Annotated in this window: 24 protein-coding genes; 14 read left to right on the forward strand and 10 right to left on the reverse strand. The window is 39.2% G+C overall.

The annotated features are described in order from the left end of the window. The 3 genes from IF202_RS10755 to trpB all read right to left on the reverse strand — a co-directional run bounded on the left by IF202_RS10755 (position 1) and on the right by trpB (position 2,367). Positions 1 to 207 (reverse strand): ParD-like family protein, encoded by a 207-nt coding sequence (locus IF202_RS10755; RefSeq protein ID WP_191594900.1) that lies wholly within the window; start codon positions 205 to 207, stop codon positions 1 to 3. 91 nt (positions 208 to 298) lie between these two features. After that, positions 299 to 1,099, reverse strand: a complete 801-nt coding sequence (gene trpA, locus IF202_RS10760; protein WP_191594901.1) for a tryptophan synthase subunit alpha — start codon at positions 1,097 to 1,099, stop codon at positions 299 to 301. After that, positions 1,096 to 2,367, reverse strand: a complete 1,272-nt coding sequence (gene trpB, locus IF202_RS10765; protein WP_191594902.1) for a tryptophan synthase subunit beta — start codon at positions 2,365 to 2,367, stop codon at positions 1,096 to 1,098. Before trpB ends, trpA begins: the two co-directional genes overlap by 4 nt. Positions 2,368 to 3,056: 689 nt before the next feature. Between trpB and IF202_RS10770 the strand changes: the two genes are divergently transcribed. Next, entirely contained in the window at positions 3,057 to 3,956 is a 900-nt protein-coding gene (locus tag IF202_RS10770) for a PstS family phosphate ABC transporter substrate-binding protein (protein WP_206705463.1), read from the forward strand. Between the two features lie 16 nt (positions 3,957 to 3,972). Next, the gene (locus IF202_RS10775) at positions 3,973 to 6,177 is read left to right on the forward strand and encodes an EAL domain-containing protein (protein ID WP_191594903.1); all 2,205 of its coding nucleotides are present in this window, start codon (positions 3,973 to 3,975) and stop codon (positions 6,175 to 6,177) included. A gap of 110 nt (positions 6,178 to 6,287) precedes the next feature. Here the strand turns inward: IF202_RS10775 and IF202_RS10780 are convergent, their stop codons facing one another. Next, the gene (locus IF202_RS10780) at positions 6,288 to 7,115 is read right to left on the reverse strand and encodes a 5'-nucleotidase, lipoprotein e(P4) family (protein ID WP_191594904.1); all 828 of its coding nucleotides are present in this window, start codon (positions 7,113 to 7,115) and stop codon (positions 6,288 to 6,290) included. A gap of 553 nt (positions 7,116 to 7,668) precedes the next feature. On the opposite strand from IF202_RS10780, the gene IF202_RS10785 reads away from it, so the two are divergent. From IF202_RS10785 to IF202_RS10805, 5 genes are all read left to right on the forward strand, one after another. Next, positions 7,669 to 8,835, forward strand: coding sequence for a DUF6152 family protein (locus IF202_RS10785; protein ID WP_191594905.1), 1,167 nt, complete (start codon positions 7,669 to 7,671; stop codon positions 8,833 to 8,835). Between the two features lie 13 nt (positions 8,836 to 8,848). Then, positions 8,849 to 9,379, forward strand: a complete 531-nt coding sequence (locus tag IF202_RS10790) for a hypothetical protein (protein WP_191594906.1) — start codon at positions 8,849 to 8,851, stop codon at positions 9,377 to 9,379. A gap of 10 nt (positions 9,380 to 9,389) precedes the next feature. After that, positions 9,390 to 9,908, forward strand: a complete 519-nt coding sequence (locus IF202_RS10795; RefSeq protein WP_191594907.1) for a hypothetical protein — start codon at positions 9,390 to 9,392, stop codon at positions 9,906 to 9,908. Between the two features lie 191 nt (positions 9,909 to 10,099). Further along, positions 10,100 to 11,017 carry a TRAP transporter substrate-binding protein DctP gene (gene dctP, locus IF202_RS10800; RefSeq protein WP_191594908.1) on the forward strand — a complete coding sequence of 306 codons (918 nt, stop codon included), beginning with the start codon at positions 10,100 to 10,102 and terminating at the stop codon, positions 11,015 to 11,017. Positions 11,018 to 11,085: 68 nt separating this feature from the next. Next, positions 11,086 to 11,670 (forward strand): TetR/AcrR family transcriptional regulator, encoded by a 585-nt coding sequence (locus tag IF202_RS10805; protein ID WP_191594909.1) that lies wholly within the window; start codon positions 11,086 to 11,088, stop codon positions 11,668 to 11,670. Here the strand turns inward: IF202_RS10805 and IF202_RS10810 are convergent. The 3 genes from IF202_RS10810 to IF202_RS10820 form a co-directional block, all read right to left on the reverse strand. Then, positions 11,648 to 13,330 (reverse strand): lipoprotein N-acyltransferase Lnb domain-containing protein, encoded by a 1,683-nt coding sequence (locus IF202_RS10810; RefSeq protein ID WP_191594910.1) that lies wholly within the window; start codon positions 13,328 to 13,330, stop codon positions 11,648 to 11,650. The two genes, IF202_RS10805 and IF202_RS10810, sit on opposite strands and share 23 nt — an antisense overlap. Before the next feature lie 10 nt (positions 13,331 to 13,340). Continuing rightward, entirely contained in the window at positions 13,341 to 13,721 is a 381-nt protein-coding gene (locus IF202_RS10815) for a PEGA domain-containing protein (protein ID WP_191594911.1), read from the reverse strand. 84 nt (positions 13,722 to 13,805) lie between these two features. Further along, a complete protein-coding gene (locus IF202_RS10820) occupies positions 13,806 to 15,020 on the reverse strand; it encodes a multidrug effflux MFS transporter (protein ID WP_191594912.1) in 1,215 nt (404 codons plus the stop codon). 248 nt (positions 15,021 to 15,268) lie between these two features. Here IF202_RS10820 and IF202_RS10825 point away from each other — a divergent pair, with 248 nt between their 5' ends. The 7 genes from IF202_RS10825 to IF202_RS10850 all read left to right on the forward strand — a co-directional run bounded on the left by IF202_RS10825 (position 15,269) and on the right by IF202_RS10850 (position 19,351). Further along, on the forward strand, positions 15,269 to 15,772 hold the full coding sequence (locus tag IF202_RS10825) for a hypothetical protein (RefSeq protein WP_191594913.1): 504 nt from the start codon (positions 15,269 to 15,271) through the stop codon (positions 15,770 to 15,772). Between the two features lie 71 nt (positions 15,773 to 15,843). Continuing rightward, positions 15,844 to 15,978, forward strand: a complete 135-nt coding sequence (locus IF202_RS17630; RefSeq protein ID WP_268926181.1) for a hypothetical protein — start codon at positions 15,844 to 15,846, stop codon at positions 15,976 to 15,978. A 253-nt stretch (positions 15,979 to 16,231) separates the two neighbouring features. After that, complete coding sequence (locus IF202_RS10830; RefSeq protein WP_191594914.1) at positions 16,232 to 17,080, forward strand: hypothetical protein; 849 nt, start codon at positions 16,232 to 16,234, stop codon at positions 17,078 to 17,080. Between the two features lie 123 nt (positions 17,081 to 17,203). Then, the gene (locus IF202_RS10835) at positions 17,204 to 17,662 is read left to right on the forward strand and encodes a hypothetical protein (RefSeq protein ID WP_191594915.1); all 459 of its coding nucleotides are present in this window, start codon (positions 17,204 to 17,206) and stop codon (positions 17,660 to 17,662) included. Between the two features lie 273 nt (positions 17,663 to 17,935). Further along, the gene (locus IF202_RS10840) at positions 17,936 to 18,331 is read left to right on the forward strand and encodes an ACT domain-containing protein (protein WP_191594916.1); all 396 of its coding nucleotides are present in this window, start codon (positions 17,936 to 17,938) and stop codon (positions 18,329 to 18,331) included. Positions 18,332 to 18,348: 17 nt separating this feature from the next. Further along, positions 18,349 to 18,828, forward strand: coding sequence for a GNAT family N-acetyltransferase (locus IF202_RS10845; RefSeq protein WP_191594917.1), 480 nt, complete (start codon positions 18,349 to 18,351; stop codon positions 18,826 to 18,828). Further along, on the forward strand, positions 18,818 to 19,351 hold the full coding sequence (locus IF202_RS10850) for a DinB family protein (RefSeq protein ID WP_191594918.1): 534 nt from the start codon (positions 18,818 to 18,820) through the stop codon (positions 19,349 to 19,351). Before IF202_RS10845 ends, IF202_RS10850 begins: the two co-directional genes overlap by 11 nt. 112 nt (positions 19,352 to 19,463) lie before the next feature. On the opposite strand, the gene guaD is transcribed toward IF202_RS10850, so the two are convergent. The 3 genes from guaD to dbpA all read right to left on the reverse strand — a co-directional run bounded on the left by guaD (position 19,464) and on the right by dbpA (position 22,658). After that, positions 19,464 to 20,765 carry a guanine deaminase gene (gene guaD, locus IF202_RS10855; RefSeq protein ID WP_191594919.1) on the reverse strand — a complete coding sequence of 434 codons (1,302 nt, stop codon included), beginning with the start codon at positions 20,763 to 20,765 and terminating at the stop codon, positions 19,464 to 19,466. A 98-nt stretch (positions 20,766 to 20,863) separates the two neighbouring features. Further along, positions 20,864 to 21,262, reverse strand: coding sequence for a VanZ family protein (locus IF202_RS10860; RefSeq protein WP_235963463.1), 399 nt, complete (start codon positions 21,260 to 21,262; stop codon positions 20,864 to 20,866). A gap of 13 nt (positions 21,263 to 21,275) precedes the next feature. After that, entirely contained in the window at positions 21,276 to 22,658 is a 1,383-nt protein-coding gene (gene dbpA / locus IF202_RS10865; RefSeq protein ID WP_191594920.1) for an ATP-dependent RNA helicase DbpA, read from the reverse strand. Between the last annotated feature and the right edge of the window lies 1 nt (position 22,659).

Genomic DNA, 22,659 nt, shown 5'->3' on the forward strand with positions numbered 1-22,659 from the left:
CTACTTTACCAACTTAAGTGGCTCGTCATCGTTGGCGTTTGCCAGTTCATTGCCGATAATCTCTGCGAAAGTAAGTGTTGGATTCAGTTCTGCCAAACGGCCCATCTTCATCCAAAACTCTGCTTGAGCATTGATAGAGCGGGACATAACTTGGCAGCTTTTGCGAATGTCGTCGTGAAGGTCGTCGGAGATTTTGATGATACCCATAATATATGATCCGTATATGATTTATATATGGATCATATATTCTGTGCTACCGCGTTTCAAGCAGTTTTTACTGTGGGGTTTGAAACTGGACTTAGTAAAATAAGTCTTTTATCAGTTTAATGCCTTCTTCTTGCCCGCCTTTGTTGTACGCATCCAATAGCGCAGAACCCAAGATAGCGAGATCTGCTTTGCCTATAAGCTGTTCTATTTGCGCTCTTTCTCGTAAGCCAAAACCGACACCAATAGGCGCGCTTGAATGGACTTTGATCTCTGCCAAATAATCGTCTAACGATGTGGTTTTGCTCTTACCTTCATGCATCTTAGTCTCATGTACGGAGTGACCCGTCACACCAGAACGTGCCACACAATATAAGAAACCACTGGCTTGACTCGCCAACATAGCAAGACGATCTTTTGGTGTCACAGGTGTGACCAACCAAATAGGATCGACTTGATATTTTTCACAAGTCGCTTGATAGGTTGCGGCTTGCTCGATCGGTAAATCAGGTAAAATCAAACCAAGAATATTTTCCTCGGCGGCACGTTTAGCGAGTTTGTCTAAGCCATATCGATACATAGGGTTCAGGTAGCTCATTAGTACAATACGGCTTTCTGGAAAACCTTTTGCTAGTTCCCCCAATTGCGTCAAACAGGTTTCCACATCAAGGGTTTGTTCCAGTGCTTTGTGACAAGCCGCCACAATACTTGGACCATCGGCCACAGGATCAGAGAAGGGGAATTGCACTTCGATGAAGTCCACACCTTCTTTCATCAGGCGTTCCATCCAATCCAAACTTTCTTGAACCGTTGGGTAGCCGTAAACCACATGAGTCATGGACAATATTGGTTTCTTCTGGCGTTGTTGTTTAATAAAAGCGGCTAACTGGCTCATGCGTCGGTTTCCTTTTGTTCTTTAGTGGAAGGTACTTTTACAGGATAAGAAGCAAGATAATCAGTTAAGAACTGAGGGAAAGTTTCGTCTTGAACCGCTTTTGCCACATTGAAAATGTCTTTGTCACCACGACCTGAAAGGTTAATCACAATACGAGATTCTTTCGGTAAATTCGGCGCATCTTTAAAAGCGCCTGCCAACGCATGGGAAGATTCCAGTGCCGGAATAATGCCTTCTTTTTTCAGCAATAAGGTACAAGCATTAATCACCTCATCGTCCATCGCATAAGTCATTTTGATACGACCAATTTCCGCGAGATGCGCGATAATAGGTGACACACCAACGTAATCTAAACCGGCTGCAATGGAATGAGTTTCCTGTAGTTGCCCCGCTTGGTCTTGTAAAAACATGGTCGAAAAACCTTGTGCAATACCGGGTTGACCAAGGTTGTGAGACAAGCGAATAGAGTGCTCGCCTAATTCCAAACCTTTGCCGCCAGCTTCTACGCCCACCATCTCGACGTTTTTCTCATCAAGAAAGGGTAAGAACAAACCACACGCGTTTGAGCCACCGCCAACACAAGCATAAAGACGATCAGGGAATTGACCGAACTGTGCAACACTTTGTTCGCGTACTTCTTCACCAATCACCGATTGGAAAAAAGCGACCATTTCAGGGAAGGGCGCACAACCACAAGAGGTACCGATCAGATAATGGCTGTCTTCATGACTAGAAGACCAATCGCGTAACGCCTCGTCTAACGCATCACGTAACGTCTGTGCTCCCGTGGTTACAGGAACAACAGTGGCACCTAATTGTTTCATCCAAAATACATTTGGATATTGGCGCTCTATGTCTTTCGCGCCCATGTAAATTGTACATTCTAGACCTAAGCGAGCAGCGACAAGAGCGGTTGCAATACCGTGTTGTCCTGCGCCTGTTTCTGCAATAACACGTTTTTTACCCATGCGTTTGACCAACAAACCTTGGCCAATCACGTTATTCATTTTGTGCGCGCCACTGTGATTTAGATCTTCTCTTTTTAGATAAATTTGCGCACCACCAAAGTGATTGGTTAAATTTTCACAAAAGGTAAGTGGTGTTGGTCGGCCGGAAAACTGCTGCCATTGTTTGTTTAGCTCAGTGAGAAACGCTGGGTCGTTTTTGGCTTCTTCAAACGCATGCAAAATTTGTTGCTGACTCGAATAAAGAATCTCAGGAATGTAACTACCGCCGTACTGCCCGTAGAAACCGTTCTCACTTTTCATGGTGTTCTCCAATGATTAAATTAACTATACCGTTTAGTTAATTTAATCGGATTCTAATGAATCGTCAAGAAATTTATAGTTTGGTTTTTAACTTTAGAGGTTTAGCTGTAATTCATCCACGGTAGCTCGTTTATTGGTAAGTCTCATGAGTTACTTTTATTTTTAAGTAGATTCACTAATTTTTTGTATTTAGAAGGAGTGTTGCTACTGAACATGGTTATGAAGGAATTGTGTCTTTGAGGTCTGCAGTTTACTAAAAGCTGACCATTTGGTTGATATTAAACTGTGAAATTTTAGGATTTATCTGTCGAATAAAATTTCTAATTTTATTATGGCTATTTCAATGAGAATTATAAAATATGATCGAGATATTACTAAAGTCGTATTGAATTATAGGTCTAAAAAGTACTAATCTATATTTCAGTATTTGCATATTTTTTTAAAGAAATGAGTAATTAGGTTGGTAATAAAGAAAGCGTTATTGGTTTTATTTAATTTATGAAGGGTAAAGGTGTTATTTAAAATTAAGCCTATGATTTTTAACAATATATTTTTATTAATCCTTATGTGTGAAAAATATAATTTTTTTAAAATATAAAATACACATTGATTAAGCAGGTGAATATAGAAACGTTTATTTAGTCAAAATAAGCCTGCTGTAATGAAAAATTACATTTTATGAATTATTAGTGTTAGAAGTTACAATTTGGTACAAACAAGCAAGCATGTTCCTTTTGAAGGCTATGGTATTATTTAATACATTATTAATGTTGAAGAGGTGGATTATGTATTTTTTAAAATGGGTTGTGTATTTAGCGATAACCACTTTTTTGTCCACACCAATTTTGGCAAAAGATATAATAATTGGGGGGACCGGAAATGCTCTTGGCACCATGACATTATTAGCGCAAGAATACCAAAGGTCTAATCCAGAAACGGAAATAACCGTTTTGCCTAGTATTGGAAGCAGTGGCGCTATAAAAGCCGTCCCTTTAGGTAAAATTCATCTTGGATTAAGTTCTCGCCCGTTTAAAGAGACAGAATTCACAGGTGGAGCCACTGCAGTTGAATATGCACGTTCTCCAACCGTTATCGCAGTATCAAATAAATTAACAGAAAACGCGATTACTGTAGAGCAACTAATTCAAATCTATACTGGAGAACTAACACAATGGTCAACGGGCGAACTAATACGCCCTATTATTCGTCAAGCTAATGATGGTAATACAAAACAGCTGAACCAACTCTCTCCTAAATTAAAAAAAGCACTGGCAATGGGGAATGAAAATCCTGACTTTTTGTTTGCTGCAACGGATCAAGAATCTGTTAGTCATATCGAAAAAGTCCCAGGCAGTTTTGGTGTAACGACTTTGGCTTTAATTCTGTCAGAAAACAGAAATATCCATGCAATGTCTCTTGATGGCGTTGATCCAACCCACGCAAGTAATGCTAAGCGTTATCCAATGAATACATCTTTTTATTTTATTATTCCCAAAGCAATTCCTCCCCACGTAGCTGACTTTCTTGACTTTGTAAGTTCTTCAGAAGGTAAGGCTATTTTAGAGAAGTATGGTAACTATGCCCCTTAATAAAGATGTGTATCTAATGAAATTGTCAAAAGATAAACAACAAGCCAAAGTACTTACCAACTTATCTATCGTTATTTCTTTGGTGGTCGCGTTAAGTCTGCCTATTGTCTATGCTGTAGTTTCTTATCAAGGATTAGCAAGTTCCCTGTACTTTAAAGCAAGAATTAAGGCTCATGCTCAATCCGATATTATAACCACGCTTCCTAATACTTGGATGTATGCAGAAAATCGTATCTACGGAGTTCTTGAAAGAGAGCCTGTAATATTAGATAACGAATTTGTACAGCTTTTTGATGAGAATGGAGGCTTGATCATATCAACAGGTTCTAAAATTGAAAGCTGGCAAATAGAACGCAGCTACCCTCTAAAAGATATTAATAAGGTCGTTGGTAAAATTACGGTCAGCACATCGCTGTCAAATTTGTATCTAGATGTATTCATCGTTTCTATACTGGGTTTGATTCTAGGGTCTGTGGTTTTCTTGATTTTACGACTATTACCTATCAGTGCGCTAAAGCGAATATCGGATGAGCTTTATACAGAAAAAGAACGCGCCGAGGTAACGTTAAACTCAATCAAAGAAACCATTATCGTTTCTGATGCGGAAGGTCGTCTTCTTTACTTCAACACCTCTGCTGAAAAAATGTTTGGTAACTTACTTTTCAAATACAAAGATGAAAATTTCACTGAATTGCTACGGATTACAGACAACGAGTCTAGCGCTAAAATAGAGAGTACTCTCGTACGGACATTAGATTCTAAAAAAATTACAACCTGCAATGAACGCAGTGTTCTTAGTACACCTTCAAATTTACAAATAGAGGTCGAAGAACGCTGTACTCCAGTATTCGACAGTAAAGGCGCTTTAACTGGCGCTGTACTATGTTTACGTGATGTGACCGAAGCAAGAGAAAACCTTAAGCGTAAATCATGGGAAGCATCTCACGATATCTTAACAGGATTGGTTAACAGACAAGAGTTTGAAAGACGAACGACTAATGCTATTAAAAAAGCCAACAATACCGCTGTGAAATATGTTGTTTTCTATATGGATCTTGATCGATTTAAAGTCATTAATGATTCTTGCGGACACAATGCAGGTGATGAGCTACTTAAACAATTAACTCGAATTATAGGTTGCCATATTCGAGGTGGTGATACGTTCGCTCGACTAGGCGGAGATGAGTTCGGGTTGTTATTAGAAAATTGCAGTGAAGAAAAAGGTATTCAAATGGCAAATGCTTTATTGAATGCTGTCGACTCGTTTCAATTTTTCTGGGAACAAAAAATACATACCATTGGAATAAGTATTGGTATTACGGTAATCAATAGAGACAGCTTCTCTCTAATGGACGTATTAGGGCAAGCGGATTCGGCTTGTTATTGGGCAAAAGATCAAGGTCGTCAACGCTTCTGCTTCTTTAAAGAAAGTGATGTGCAACTAGCGGCCAGACGGAGTGAAACTGGTTGGGTAGAAAAAATCACAGGGGCTTTAAAGGACGATCGTTTTGTCCTTTATCACCAAACTTACCGTTCTTTAAAAGGTGAAGATGCTACGTCAGTACATTTAGAAATACTGCTACGTATGCTATCTGAAGATGATGAAATTATTCTTCCATATCACTTCTTTCCTGCGGCGGAGCGATATAATTTAGTCGCAGAAATAGACCGTTGGGTGATTAATAAAGTCCTGTCTGAATATCATACAGTGAAAGAGTTATATCCTAATAAGAAGCTGATGATCAGTATTAACCTTTCTGGTGGCTCGATTAATTCTCCTAATTTACTGGATTACATTAAAAATAAAATATTAGAGTTTAACGTTAACCCAGAAGAGTTGTGTTTTGAAATTACCGAAACAGTGGCAGTGAAAGACATTGTCTCTGCTATTGAGTTTATTAGTGGGTGTAAAAAGCTTGGAGTGAAATTTGCTCTTGATGATTTTGGTGCTGGAAGTAGCTCTTTTGGATATCTTAAACAACTCCCTGTAGATTACCTAAAAATAGACGGGGGCTTTGTTAAAAATATTGAACATGACCTAATAGACAGAGCCATGACGGAAACAATGAATAAAATTGGTCATATAATGCAAAAAACAACAGTAGCTGAATTTGCAGAGAATCAATCTATCATTGATATACTTGATGATATGGGCGTTGATTACGCTCAAGGCTACGGTGTTTGCCTTCCAAAACCTTTACTTCCTGATAATAAACCTTAGTGTTCGCTAGCGTTGGTTCTAGCCGTTAAATATTAAGGCCGCTATTTTTCAAAATAAGGCTCACTTTATAATGTAAAGTGGGCCTTTCTACTTCTTAATATTCAGTCTTATTATTCGTTTGGCTCCCACGCATGTAGATGACTTTTACGCATTTGAGACTTTTCTGTGGCAGATGCTCCCCAATGGTTGTTATATAATTTTCCCTCCCAATCTCCATAGGCTGGGTTTGGCAGCATGATAAATTGAGTGCCGAATAAGTCTTTATTTTTCTCTATCGCGGCGTAGCTTTCAGTGAAAGATTCTGTTTTAAAATCGTTTGAGAAGTCATTTAGGTTATCGCCCATGAAAAGTGCAATGTCATAGTTTTCTAGCACAGTTTGACGACGAGGTTCTTTATCGCTTGTTGAAGTTTTTAGCATTAGGTGAGCATCGTCAACATTTGGAAATCCTAGCTCGATTAAGTTTTGACGTGTGCCTTCTAAGCCTATTACTTTACGGTTAGTAATATAAAAAACTTCACCGCCGTTTTGTGCTACATAATTTAAGAAACCTTTTGCACCTGGCATAGCCGTGGCTTCACCAGCGTCCATCCATTTGTTCCAAGTAGCGTTTGAAAAACCAAAATCCTTATCAATTAGCCAAGCTTGATAGGCACTGTTATCAATAACGGTTTCATCTGCATCAACCACAATCGCAATTTTTTTATTACCTGTGTAGGAATCAGAGTAAGCATCAAATTGCATTTTTGCTAAGTTAAAAGCTTGATATGACAAGGCTCTAAACTCTGCTGAAGCCTGTGTCCATGCTGTGCTCAGTACGAGTTGCTCGTTCAAATCTTTGTAGGTATAAATGGTGTCATCAGCTAATGCTGGTAAGGAAATGCTGCCGGCTAAAAGAGTGAGAGAGATTGTTAAAGTACGAACCGTGGAACAAAGCATTATTAAACTCCTACTAAATTAAGGTTTCTATTTATGTTGTATTTAAGATGTTTACTTATCCATTAAGAAATAAGAACACTGAAATAGGTAACAAAGTGAGTAGATTACTAGCTTTAATGTTGCATGGAAAATACAAAGAAACAATGTATGGCTATAAACGAGTGACACGCGAGGAAATATTCATATTCATTAATTGAACGAGTGTATTTATCTTGTATAGATTGGAGGGGGTGAGCAAAATAAGTTGGTGGTTATATAATCGATGCTGTCTGTACTTTTTTACCAAATAAGAGTGTCTTAAGCTGCACCGAATTTTTTAAGTGAACCGCATAAAATGGAGCTATCAACACCTAAGTTATTTGGTTGTTTGTTTTCCAGGGTATACACAACATCCCAATTAGCTGAAGTGTTGCTTATTTATTCTTTTTGGATGATTTCTCCTTAATTCCCCCATATTTATTTTACCTAGCTTTACCCGCTGTTTCCTTGTCTGTCTCTTCTTCCCTCCTATAAAATTCTGCCCACGTTAACCTTAGGTACTAAAGGGATAGATATGAATTCGTTTGTTTATAAAAGTGCATTTGTTTTGTTTGTCGGCGCCAGTTTTTTTGCGAGTAAAAGCTTTGCCCATCATGGTGTAAATGGTCAGTTTGATGAATCAACCACGATCAAAGTAGAAGGTGTGGTGACGAAGAGTCGTTTGGTGAATCCTCATGCTTATATCTATTTCAATGTCTTGGATGCGCAAGGGCAAACGAGCGAATGGCGTTGTGAGTTGGGAACGGGTAGCACACTGAAACGTGCGGGATGGACGTCGGATACTTTTGCGAAAGGTACGCAAATTACCGTGGTGGGGTCGCCTGCTCGCAGTGAAGACAATGCGTGTTATGTTCATACGATTTCCTTTGATGATGGCGTCACTATCAAGCGTGATTCAATTTTTGATAAAGCGGGTCAGTTGGTTAAGCAACCACGAAAAACAACCTTGGCAGACGGTACGCCAAACATAGACGGTACTTGGGTTGCTGAACGCCCAGAGCATGAAAGAATGCCACCAAGAGAGGGAAATAGTGACGAAGAAGGCCGTAGCGGAAGACCGCCAATGCCACCAGAAGGCGCACCTGAATTAGCCGATGGCGAACAACGTCCGCCTCGTGGTGATCGTCCTCCAATGGGCGAAGGTCGTGTACAGTTTGATTTAACGGAAGCTGGCAAGGCGGCGGTTGCAGATTATGAATTCGCTCAATCTCCACGAATGCATTGTGAAGCAACGAATATTATTGACGATTGGACCTTTGATCAGCTGGTAAACAAGATAGAGCAGACCGAAGACGATATCGTGATCTCTTATGGCTTTATGGACATTGCTCGAACCGTTCATCTTGATTTGGATAAACACCCTGAAGATATTGAGTTGAGCCGAGCTGGTCATTCCATTGGTCACTGGGAAGGGAAGGTATTGGTTGTAGATACGGTTGGTTTTAAGCCGGGTTATATCCATGCGCCACCAATGAAACAAGGTGCGGCGATGAACAGTGATCAATTGCACATGGTTGAACGCTTTTATGTGAGTGACGATGGTTTAACACTTTACCGTGAATACAAAGGGGAAGACGCTTTGTATTTAGAAAATGGCTTCTCTGGTAAAGACGAAGTGAAACTGACAGAGGGTCATTATGAACCTTATGACTGTGCTGATTTAACCACCGAAGTTCGCTAAGTAAATGCATATTGTGGACTTTTTAAATTGGGCAGAAATGTCACCGATTGGCGAATGGGTATCCACCTCTCTTTGGGGATATCCGATTGCCTTAACCTTACACACAATCGGCATGGGAACCTTAGTTGGTTTAGCTTTGATGATTTGTTTGCGAGTGTTAGGGCTTGGTCAAGGAATGCTTCCGAGCCGTTTAACGGTCTATTGGAAGCTGGCGCTTATTGGCTTTGTGATTAACCTTGTTTCTGGGACAGCGCTGTTTTTTGGCAGCGCTACTGTTCTCTGGGAAAGTTGGCCTTTTCGAATCAAGATTGTCTTTATCGCTGCTGGCTTGATTGGCACGCATTGCTTAGTAAAAAGTCTGACGACGAGCCGACGCATTTCAATTGAAAAAGTGTCATCTTTGCTGGTTTCATCAGGATGCATGTCAAAAGAACTTATGTCGTTAGAAAAAATCACTGCCAAACAAAAAGCTTTGGCCTTTGTTGTGATGGTTTTCTGGATAACAGCTTTAGTGGCAGGGCGCTTAATCGCGTACATTTTCTAAGAGGTTAAGTATGCAAATCCAATCGATTGTTCAATGGATGAGCGAGTCTGCGCTGAATCATTATATCGTGACTCACAGTTATGTATGGCCAACTTTAGAAAGTTTGCACTTTATTGGCTTGTGTCTGTTGTTTGGCTCTTTATTGTTGATTGATCTACGAGCGTTAGGCGTTGCGAAAACGGTGCCGTTCGAAGCGGTTGAAAAGTTCCTTCTTGTCTCGATAACTGGCTTTGTGATTAACCTATCGACAGGCATCGCATTTATATTTGGTGACCCAGACCGCTATTTTGTGAATCCGTCTTTTCAATTGAAAATCCTGTGCATTGTGTTGGCGTTATTGAATGCCTTGTATTTTTCTTTGCGAATGAAAAAACACAGCGACTCAATTTCCTCTGAACAAGGAGAGGGTGGAATGGCTCTTTCTATTGATATGGTACTGCCTATCGATATGAAACTAGCCGCGGGTTTATCACTTGTTTTGTGGGTCGCTGTGATTGTCTTTGGCCGTCTCATTCCTTATGTTGAGTAGCTTTTAAAAAAACATAAGTGCTTTGGCTGTGTTTTTAGTTTCTATGTATTTCATTTAGGTTAATATGATCTTTTAAATTTAATGATCAGGCCTTCTTAAAAATACATATGACTAAACTTTTTGTATTCAAACCCTTTCTACTTGTTTGTGTCTTGTGCTTATCGTCTCATTCTTATGGGCAAGACTGGGTAATGCCTACACCATTTGGCGACCGCAATCAGCCGACTCAGATTGCGTATGATTTTGCCGAAGATGTGCAAAATTTAACGAATGGCGATATCAATATATTGGTGAAGTCTAATGGTCGAGCTCTGCCTCACCTTGCTATTCCTGCTGCCGTTATGTCGGGTAAGGTCGTAGCCGGTGAATTTTTATTAGGTTTATTAGATAAAAAAGACTCCGTTTTTCAGCACGATATAATTCCGCTTTTAGCGAATAATTATAAAGACGCACAGCTTTTGTGGCAGGCATCAAAAAATAATACTGAGAAACAGTTGAACAAACTAGGCTTACATTATTTATACGTGGTGCCTTGGACTCCTTATAGCTTCTTTTCAACTCAAGAAGTCACTCGTGTTAGTGACTTCAATGGTCTTTCTATTCGTACATTCAACAATACAGTAACTGCGTTGATTAAGAACCTTGATGCAAAGCCTGTGCAGCTTCCGTTTGCTGAAATACAATCCGCTTTTTCCGAAGGTAAATTAAATGGTCGTTTTACTTCTTTATCCGTCGGAGAAGACACCAAAATTTGGACGTATGCGCCTTACCTAAATGATTTACGCCTATGGATACCTAAACAGGTTGTTGTAATGAACAAAGCGTTTTTTGATAGCCTTGATGTAAAAACACAAAAAGCGATTGAAACCGCTGCCGCTAAAGCAGAGCGTAATGGCTGGACTCAAACACAAGAACGTGTTGAAACAGATTTGGCCGCTCTGAAAGATGGAGGGGTTTTTTATAAAGAGCCATCTGAAAAATTATTGAAAGAGCTTGAGAAAATGAAACAGCGCATGACACAAGAGTGGATTAATCAAAATCCGACACAAAACGGTGGTATTTACCGTGCATATCAAGACGCACAAAAACAAGCGTTGAAAGCGCAATAAGTGTTGAAAGCAAAAGAAGCGTTGAAAACAAAAAAGCTCTATGAACACCCGAAAAAGCAGAGGCGGTAATGGCAAGAGGAAGACCCAGTAAGAAGGCGCATATCATTGATGCGGCTTGTGGTTTGTTTACCAAGCAAGGTTATCAAAGTACCAGTATAGATCAGGTCGTATTGACAGCCGCAGTGTCAAAACCAACGGTTTACAGCAACTTTCCGACGAAACTTGTGCTGTGGGAAAATGTCGTTGAGTCTTTAATTGAGCGTGCAAAAGAGGACATGGACGCTGCGCTAACAAGCTTACAGTCTGGGCTGAAAACGACGGATGACGAAGCATTGGTAGCTGGTTGGATAATGCTTTGGCAAGCTTGGGTTGCGAAGCAAGAACGCCTTGCTGTGTATCGAGTTTTATTAGGCGAACAACATAAAATGGCAGAATCGACTGTGGCGTTGTTTGATCAATTTGAAGCGGTTTTAGAATCTGTATTAACCAAATGGTTAGAAGCGTTTAATGTGACTTTGATGGCATTTTTTGCATTAAAGGCCATCAGTAAAGAAGCGCTATTAATGCCAGCTTTACTTCATCAAGAATCAATGTCTTCAAAAAAATTAATTCAACAGTTAAATGCATTAATTAAAAATAATAAGATAAGGTAAGGCTGTGTAGAGCTTTTTTGTTTTTTTGTTTAGACACGTTATATTCGTATCCAAAATTACTATTTTCTCTTCTTAAAAAAGTTATAGATTGTTCTTTTAAATTTTTCATTTCATATTTTATAGATAGCTGATCTGTATTCATTTGAATCCCTGAATATACTGGAAATGTTAGTCTTGATCGTAGCTCAATACTAGGTAAAACATACATTTTCAATTTAGATATACTTGATGCTGCGCCAACTCCTGCACTTATTAGACCTTTTAATTTATTAAAACCATTCCGTTCAACTCCAAGTTTTAGTCTCCAGGAAGGTTTTTTAGTAACGAAATTTAATGGAGTGACTGCCTGGATGTTTAAAAATTCTAAGGCGTTCAGGCTTGTCGATCCTTTTTTTTGTGTTAATTCAACTGTCCCTGCTGATAGTTTTGAAGATATGAAGTTATATGATCTTTGTTGAAAGTGATCAAAATCAACTACAGATAGCTTTAGATTGATAGACTCCTCTTTTAGTGTCATCTTCACTGAAGAAATTGAGGTGCTATCAAGATCTTCGTCTGAGGTAAATTCTAATATCGGAACATTAGATAATAAAGAGTTATCTTTTCCGTATGCTGTAAGAAGCTCAGAATAAGCTTGATTTGGATTATGATAACTTTCGAAAGTTAATCTAGAGGCAAGTACCGCTACATTACTAACATTTTTATCATGAAAGAATTTTTTTCTGGTATCGATGAACATGTTTTTAACTGATTTTTTTTGATTGGAATTTAGAGCTTGATAACCTTTATTGAAAGTATTGAATAAAGAATTCATTTCAAATTGAGATGCTTTAGTTAAGTGCTTCTGTACTTTCCTTTCTAAAAGGACTGGAGTAATGATCGAGGGTGCGTTATTAAAACAGTCGCAAGCATAGTTTAAAGCATCATATAAGTAAGTAGAGCAATTTTTAGTGAAAAAGTTATAAGATAAATCTTTTTCTAACTGATGATTAAAATAATCAATTAATCTATTTCTCTTGAATATTGATTTTGGAAGCTTTATGAATTTTAAGTTTCTAGACTCCTGATCATTATAGAAATCAATTACTTGATGCAGGGGGATGACATTTAATTCTGCATGAATGAAAGAAAACCCACCTTTGCTAATTTGTTCAAAGGTGCTAAGGCCTTCAGTGGGCGCAAGAACTGAAATAACTGGTGAGAAGTAAAAATCTTTTTTATCTAAGAATAAAATTAGTGAGTGTCCAAAGTAAGACATAGGTGAATTTAAACTTTCACCTGCAATGATTAAATAAGGGTCTTTATTCTTTAGTAGGTGTTGTAGCTCATATTCTTTAACTGAAATACTTGACTTACATTTAGCTAATACTGTGTTTAGAGTTATATAAAATTGGTAATCCTCTATTTTATCAGCTAAATCTAATGAATCTAATTTGTTAGGGTTACAGTCAATAGAGTTAAATTGATTCTTTAAACTTTCATATCCCAGTCCTGTTTTATTTTTAAGTTGAGTGTGAAGAGGGGAAGCATTTTTTAAGATAAACTCTGAAAAACTCGGGTCGAAACTAACTGTCTTTGCAAATACATTGGATGAGAAAACCAAACATGCCGTGCTTAAGAAAATAAGGAAAACTTTTCTGTTGTGGTATGTTTGGCGCATTAAATTTATCTTACTCTGCTGACTTTTCTTCTTTCTTAGGCATTTCTACATATATCGCATTTGGTGCATACTCATATACTGCACCTGTAATGAAGTCTGTTGTTGATAAATCCCAAAAGAAACTGCCAAGAGTGATAGGATCGAAAGATTTTGTAATCTCACGAGTTACAGCTCTGTAACCTTCTTTTTTGAACATTACAGTTTGCACTTTATTCTTTTTGAATGAAGCGCTTACCGGTGTTTTTCCAATTAAAGCGCCATCAACATAGACATCTACATCTTCTACATCAGAGTTAAATGTCAACGTTTGATTAGTTCCTGAAATGATAGTTGCACAACCAGTTAGAATTAACATTGTGAATACGAATGTAGCAATAATGATTTTTTTCATTTTAATTCCATTAAAATAATAGTTAGTTTTTTTGCAAAATTATTATACATTTTATATCCATTTCGTGTATATATTTTGTGTTTTTTACTTCATTTTCCCTTTTTCTGCCCAGAACATAAGGCACAACGCCAATGTTCCCATCACCATAAAACCACTCGACACTGGCACTAAGGTGTTGTTGTACACCTGCCCAATTATCGTGCCGATGCTTAATGACATAATCGAAGATACAGAACCGATCACCGCAGACGCGATACCTGCAACGTGCCCCATTGGTTCCATTGCCAAGGCGTTGAAATTACCAAACAGCAAACCAAAGCTGAAGAAAATAGTCGCTGCATAAATCAAAAACATCCATAACTGAATGTCTACGAAAGCATGTAAGCACAAGAACAAGGTCGAGACGATTACCACGACACAAATGGATCTAAAAGCGATCAGTTTAGCACCGTGTTTTTCAACGATACGTGAGTTCATCAAAGAAGAAGCCCCTAACACCAAAGCCAATAAACCGAAGTACACAGAGAACATGCTGCCCGTTTCAAATTGCACCTGAAAGATCTGCTGTGACGAGTTTAAATAACCAATAAAGCTACCGAAGAATAACCCCATACAAACCGTGTAGCTGGCGGTGATTCGGTTGGTCAGTACTTCTTTAAAGCCGTCGTAAAAGCCTTTTCTTGAAAACGCGATACGGTTTGATTTTGGCAAGGTTTCTTTGAGCCTAAATATAACCCACAAAACCAATATAGCCGCATAGACAAGGTACATTTCAAAAATGCCACGCCAATCTGCGACAAACATAATCGCTTGACCAAGCGTCGGAGCGATAGCGGGAACTAGGACGAAAATCATCATCACCAATGACATGATGCGTGCCATTTGAGCCCCATGAAATAAATCGCGAACCAATGAAATGGCTGAAATATAAGGCCCAGCCACACCAAGGCCTTGAATGAAGCGACCGAACATCAGTACTTCTAAACTGTCGGCTTGATAACAAACCACCGTGCCGACAACGTATAAGGCAAAACCACCAAACAAAATTGGACGGCGTCCCAAAGCATCAGACAGTGGGCCACAAATAAGTTGCCCAAAAGCCAAACCAAGAAACAACATACTAATAAGTAACTGTGGTTGGTTTGCGGTTGTAGCGCCTAACTCTTTACCAATAACGCCTAACGCAGGCAGTAACGCATCTATTGAGATAGCAACAATAGACATTAACATAGCGACTAGAACGGTGAATTCCTTTGGCGAAACGCCGGAAGCCGACGTGTTGTTGTGAGCATTTTCCATATGATATCCAAACTAGAACGAGCATTGTGAAGGATGACGAGCAAAATCGAATCCTGATTATGTTGGGCATTATACTTAGGCTTTCTTTGTATGAGTTTGTTTCTATGTGCATGAAATAAGGAAGTGAAAAAATATAAGATCTTATTGTTTTTGTAGTAACTTTATAGAATAGGATCAATAAAATGATCTGATAATTTCATTTTGATTCAATGCAACTTAATTAAAGAGGACGAAAAGGAAGGGCCGTTATGCATAAGAGCGAACAAGAAAAAATTGAATTGGAACACCAAGCCGCCAAGCTCTTTATGCGCTGCTATGAACATAATACCGGCAAACACATTCGCCATATTTGGCATAACAACCCGATTCGCCCAGATGTTTCCTGCATGTTAGAAGGCGAGCCTTTAGACCTCGAAATCGCCCATTTGTATGGCTCGGAAGAAGAAGCCATGGAGATTCTAGGGCGTAACCTAACCGACAACATACGCAGCGTTTTGCGTACTTTAAAAAATGAACCCGCGAGCGAAAGACTGTTAAAAGCCCTAAACCGAATCCTAGAAAATAAATCTGGCAAACACTACAAAAGCAAACGAGTTTGGTTAGTCATTCGAAACACTCATCCTGCTTGGGTGCAAGCAGACATCAAAGCACTAGAACACCTTATCACTATGCCAGAGCCGCATTCCTTCGAGAAGGTTTGGATACTCGGCGATATGGAAGGCAAAAGCGGCATAGTCAGACTTTATCCTTGAGGCTTTACTCTGATGAAGCAAAGGGTCGAACCCCTTTTCCTCCAACATACTTCCAGAGACAACAAACATTCATGGAAAAGGGCTTTGACCCTGACTCTGTTGGAATATGGAGCAAGGCAAACATCACCGCTCGACGTAACTATTCTATATCGCCGTTTGACCTCGCTTTTGATGTTCACCTTACTCCCACCAACTACATTACTTGACACTATCGATTGAGCTCGCTTTGCCTTTAAAAACTATATAGACATATAGTTTATTTTTTCACTCGTTCTATTTTTGCGCATTTAGCCATTTTTAGTAACTTCATCTTGAACGTTTGCACTGGCAGAAATCCGAAAAGCGTTTTAGTATCAATGAATAAAGATTTTCATAGTAGAAATAACGCGCTGTGGATAGAAAGAATAACGCGCATGCGCACTATTAAACTGTTATGTGACTTAATCGGAGTTCAGAGGCTTGCTTGATATTCCTAAACGTATAGAAGTAATTCAATCTCTATTGCGAGAAAATACAAGAGAAAGTTTAACTTACGCGGCTCTTGAAGGAAGATTAACAATTGAGTATTTATGTTATGAACGCTTTAAGCTTTCGTATTCATACCTTTCTATTGAAGATCTTAAAAATTGGCAACCAAAACATGTTGTACAACAGATATCCGAAGAGATTAATGAAAGTGTTAACAAAGGTTTTACGTTATCTATATCAACTGAACCGCTAAGTGGAAAATCACCTACTAATAAAGAAGAATACGAATCAATTAATTACATTCCAATCGGTAGCCAATCTGCAATAAATTTGAATAAGTTACACAGGTTTTGGCACGGGCTTTCAAATGTAGCCCTTCACATACCTGTTCCGACTATTGACTCTGGTGATATTAATATTTACGGAGACAAGGAAAAAATAATAAAAAAAATAACAGCTTTTCTTTATTATTTGTCAGAATTAAAAGGTGAAAATTTACTAATGGGTGGTTCATTAGGAAAAGAGTTTTCTTTCAACTGTTGCGCTTGCGAAACTTTAATTAAAAAACCAGTTAAGCTGCTAACTTCCCATGTCGTTGCAAACTGTATTAACCCAAAGTGTAATGAAAGTTATCTTATTGAACCTGAAAAAAACAATGATCATGAAATCACACGACGCATTATTAAGTTTTCATGCCTAGATTGTAAAAAGGATCTAGACATACCTTCAAACGTATTTAAAGGTCTTAAATTTGAGCAACAATTAAATATATGTTGCGGGGAATGTCAATCATCTCTAACAGTGATTATGAGACCTTTAGTTAAAGGTGGTTCAGGTTAACAATTACATAACAAGAGTTTTCAAGACGGACAAATTACAGTTGGCTTTTTGTTCGTGCCTAACTTATTTTAGTCAACTGTAATTTGTCGCTTAAAACGGTGTTATGTGACTATAGGGAAAATTATGGAAGTGTTGAAAACCGCAACATGGGCAAGGGCATTTGAGGCAGCCTCTGAAATTGCTGTTAGGTTATTTGGTATATTTGTAGTTTTTCTTGGGTTTGATTTTTTGCTAGAGCTACTGAATGCATCAAGTAGTAGCCAAGATCTTTTAATTAGTATGTTGCTGTTGCCTGCACTTTATATTCTAAAAGACTCTTATATTGTATTTGAACCCTTTACTGTCAGGGCTGAGTTTTACGACGATAAAATTTCAGTTTATCGAGGTATCGCTCCAAGAGTAAAAGATACATTAGAGTTTAAAAACTCTGAGAACATAGAAATAATTACTAGTGTTTTAGGGCATTTTTGTAGCTACTCGACCGTAAGGTTGTATTCGCCAGGTGGGTACGTCGAAATTCCTTATGTCTTCGGGCCTGAAGACGTTGTGTCAAAAGTTGAAAAAGCGAGAATCGGTACATAACAAAGGCATCAACGCACGACTAATAAAGCTTGGCTTGGTTAGTACCTCACAATTTTAGCCAACTATTTCTGTCTGCTTAAGCGGGCGTTTAAAAAATAGTAAAAACAGCAGTATATTGCTGTTACTTACTATATGGATTACAAAGACAGACCGTGCAAATATCTAAAGCCGTTCAAGGTATGTTAAAACCGAAGATAGAAGGCGAGTGTATTAAGTCAGTAGGATACCCAAATCAGTACACCTTTTTGACGTTTGAACCACAAAGGAAAAATCATGATAGGCGAAACGAATCTAAATACATTACTCGAATCCATGTCACCAGCATTAATGCCAGATGAATATGTCTTTTGCACGGTTCAGGGTGAATATATTGATTTTCATAAGCTGTCGCCTTTGGCATCTTATCGAGAGGCAGAAGGGCTTACTTTAGTTGTCACGAAAGAAGCGGCTCTTGCTAATGATTTAGCATTCGAATCTGTGTTCAAAGGCATCACGTTGACGATTCATTCGAGTCTTGATGCGGTTGGTTTAACGGCGGCGGTGTCTACTAAGCTGGCTGAAAAAGGCATAAGCGCCAATGTTATCGCGGCGTATTATCACGATCATATCTTTGTTCAATCAGAGAAAGCAGAATTGGCCATGGAAGCATTAGGCGAGTTTGGTCGCTAATTCATAGAGGGCGTTTTTTGATAACCATTAGAAATTATGTTGAAGCGGACGCTGAAGCATTGTGGAATATTCACTTTCACACCATACGAAACATTAATAGCCGTGACTATACGAAAGCTCAGGTTGAAGCTTGGGCTCCCGAGCTTTTAGACTTATCTGTTTGGTATAAGCGAATGGAAGGGCTATCCCCGTTCGTTGCTGAAATAGAAGGCGTTGTCGTTGGTTATACTGACTTGCAACCAAGTGGTTTAATTGATCACTTCTTTTGTCATCATGAATATCAAGGTCAGGGCGTTGGCAAAGCGCTAATGAATCATGTATTCAGTGTTGGTCAACAGCGAGGAGTGAAGCGCTTCTATTCTGAGGTGAGTATTACGGCTCGGCCATTTTATGAGCACTTTGGCTTTAACGTCGATCAGCAACAAGAAATGGAAGTTCGTGGTCAGAAATTGACGAACTTTGTGATGGAAAAAATGGTTGAAAACTATGTCTCTTAAATCCAATGTCGAATTAATGGCTGATTACAACCAGTGGATGAATCAAAGCCTTTATAGTGCGGCGTCCAGCTTAAACACTGCGGAGCTTAATCAAGATCGTGGGGCGTTTTTTGGTTCGATCATGGCGACGCTTAATCATATTCTTGTTGGTGACACGATTTGGCTTAAACGCTTTGCTTGTCATCCGTCTCGTCTTACTTCACTGGAATATGTACGTGCACTGAATCCACCATCGTCATTAGATGTTATTTTACACACTGAATTTGCTTCGTTATTAACAGCAAGAAAGGCAATGGATGCACTCGTTATTGAGTTTGCTGATGAATTAACCGAAGAAGTTCTAACGTCGTCCTTCACTTATACAAATACCAAAGGCGATTTGTATACTAAGAACTTTGGGCACCTGATTCAGCATTTCTTTAATCACCAGACACATCATCGTGGTCAAGTATCGACTTTGCTTTATCAAGCGGGTGTGAATATCGGAATGACAGATTTATTGGTGCGTATTCCTGATGTATAAAACAAAGTAATAAACTTTGTTGAAATTAAAAACGGGAAGTAGATTGTGTCTACTTCCCGTTTTTGTTTTTCGGTATGGTTCTTTATTGTTCTCTATTCTATGGTTCTCGACGCTAGCGTTTATGTACACATTTCCCAGCAGAATAGGTAGCTTGGATTGCTCTGTCGTCACCTATTGTCATGAAGACAAACAAACTTTCTTCAATGTTTTTAGACAAGGCTAAACGTGAATCGAGCAGTGGCGTTGCTTTTTTGTCTAAAATGATAAAGTCAGCTTCTGTGCCGACAGCGAGGTTACCAATTTTATCGTCAAGACGAAGGGCTTTCGCGCCACCTAATGTAGAAAGATAAAGGGATTTTATTGGGTTCAAGTTCTCGTTTTGCAATTGGATGACTTTGTAGGCTTCGTTCATGGTCTGCAACATGGAGAAGCTAGTCCCGCCGCCCACGTCTGTGCCGAGTCCAACGTTCACATTGTTTTCTTCGGCTTTGCTCAGTTTGAATAAGCCGCTACCGATGAATAAGTTAGAGGTTGGGCAAAATGAGATAGCAGAACCTGTCTCATGAAGTCTGTGGTATTCGCTGTCACAAAGGTGAATGCCGTGAGCAAAAACAGAACGTTCGCTTAGTAATTTGTGTTGATCGTACACGTTTAAATAGTTGCTGCTGTTTGGGAAAAGGTCTTGAACCCAAGCGCATTCGTCTTTATTTTCAGACAAGTGTGTATGAAGATAAACGTCGTCGTATTCGCTCAATAGTTTGCCAGCAAGTTGCAGTTGTTCGTCTGAGCTTGTTGGTGCGAAACGTGGCGTGATTGCATAGTGCAAACGGCCTTTGTTGTGCCAAGTATCGATGAGTTCTTTGCTTTCTTGGTAACTGCTTTCTGGTGTGTCGGTTAGGTAATCTGGCGCGTTGCGATCCATCATGACTTTGCCGCAAATCATACGAAGATTATGAACTTCACTCGCTTCGAAAAAAGCGTCCACAGACACTTTATGAACGGTACCAAATACTAACGCGGTGGTTGTGCCATTGCGCAGCAATTCTTTTAAGAATCGATCTGCTACGTCACGAGCATGTGCTTTGTCGCTGAACTTACTTTCTTCAGGAAAAGTATAGGTATTAAGCCAAGTAAGCAGCTGTTCACCGTAAGAACCTATCATGTCGGTTTGCGGGTAATGAATATGAGTGTCGATAAACCCTGGTGTGATAATAGCGTCTGGATGATGCTCGATTGAAAGGTTGTATGGTAAGTTTGGTAGAAGCTGCTCAGCATGCCCTAGAGCGTGGATTTTATCGCCATCAACGACGAGTATACCATCTTCAAAGTATTCATAAGCGGCATCAATGCCAACGTCTTTTGGGTCTGCTATGCAATGGACAATGGCGGCACGCCAGGCTTTTAATTGGCTCATGATATCTCTCTTAACTGTTTTTAAATCGAAGTTTGACCGAATGGTTATACTTTAGCAGGTCTATCTTTTTCTTTCATCGGACACTTTATTTTTTAGTACTATTTTTTGTTTATGTCTGTTCTTTTATGACTAATAAAAGTATCAATACCAAAACGTGTCATCAACACCAATAGAGCGCCGAATGCATCGGCATAAAAGTCGAGCCATTCACCATAGCGGTTTACGTAAGGCTGAATAAGCTCAATCGTGCCACCCCAGAAGATGACAAATAACGCCATATAAACAAAACGTTTGAATGGGCCAAAAGCACACATAAGTGCCCAGCCTCCAAAACCAATAACATGATGAAGTTTATCGCCACCTGGAGCAGGAGGAAGACTTTCTGCTGGTAGAAGGGTCGCTAGGCTAATGATTAGCCCACCAATAATAAAACCGGCAGCTTGGGCTGCCGGAGAACTTAACAATTTATAGAAACGAAAGAGTAATGTTTGATTCATTATTATTCGTTTCTTAACGCAAGATACGTGCGCGAATGTTTCTGCCCTTGATTTTTTTGTTTTCGAATTCTTTCACAACGTTTTTTGCTACAGCGTTATCAATGGATACATAAGCGTGAAAGTCGAAGATATCGATTTTACCCACTTGAGATTTGTCTAATCCTAAACCTGCTGTTAGTGCACCAAGAATATCACCTGGACGAAGTTTGTTTTTACGGCCAGCATCAAATGAAATAGTGGTTTTAAGTGGTACTAAACGGTAATTTTCGTCCGCTTCTTCTAGCTCTATATAATTTGCTGTTGTAGAGAAACGTTGTTCAATGTCTCGTACTTTATAGTCATCTTTTGATGTCACTAAGTTAACAGCGATACCGGCTGCGCCAGCACGACCAGTTCGGCCAATTCTGTGTGTATGAACGTCTGTGTCACGTGTTGTATCGTAGTTAACAACAAGGTCGACTTCTTTCACGTCAATGCCTCGGGCAGCAACATCGGTAGCAACTAATACACAGCTACTTTGATTGCTAAAACGGACTAATACTTGGTCACGTTGTCTTTGTTCTAAGTCGCCATTAATGACTTGAGCCGCCACTTTATGGTCAACCAACCAATCTGCCACAATTTGAGACTCTGCTTTTGTATTACAGAACACGATAACTTGACGTGGTTCAAAATGTTGCAGTGTTGCTAATAAAGTTTCGCATTTGTCTTTATTTTCACTGCGAACAAAAAACTGTTCGATATTTGGTTTAAGGTCTTCTTGTGCTTCAACCTTGATGCTAATTGGATTGTTTTGAAATTCAGCACTAACCGCTTCAACAGTCGCGTCATAGGTCGCAGAAAATAATAATGTTTGACGATTACTTGGCGTTAGTTCAACCACTTCACGAATGCTATCAACAAATCCCATATCTAACATACGATCTGCTTCATCAAGCACTAAAGTGTTGAGAGCGTTAAGGCGTAATGTTCCTTTACGAAGGTGTTCCATTAAGCGACCAGGTGTTCCGACAACAATGTGAGCCCCGTGTTCTAAAGAGCCAACTTGAGGGCCAAATGACATTCCGCCACACAGACTTAATACTTTGATGTTGTCCTGGTATCGCGCAACTTTACGGATTTCTTTAGAAACCTGATCGGCTAATTCACGAGTAGGGCACATAACCAATGCCTGTACACCGAAAAAGCGAGGGTTAATTTTTAGTAATAGGCCAATAGCAAAAGCTAAGGTTTTTCCGCTGCCTGTTTGTGCTTTAGCTAGAATATCTTTGCCATCAATAATTGGTGGTAAACTTTGCTCTTGAACAGGTGTGAAAGTCGTGAATCCCATGTCTGATAGCAATGCTGTCAGTTTTGTTGGAAGAAGTTTGGTTAAATCGTGGTTAAATTGGGTCACA

Origin of the sequence: Marinomonas colpomeniae, from assembly GCF_014803385.1 — a bacterium.
Lineage (GTDB): Bacteria > Pseudomonadota > Gammaproteobacteria > Pseudomonadales > Marinomonadaceae > Marinomonas > Marinomonas colpomeniae.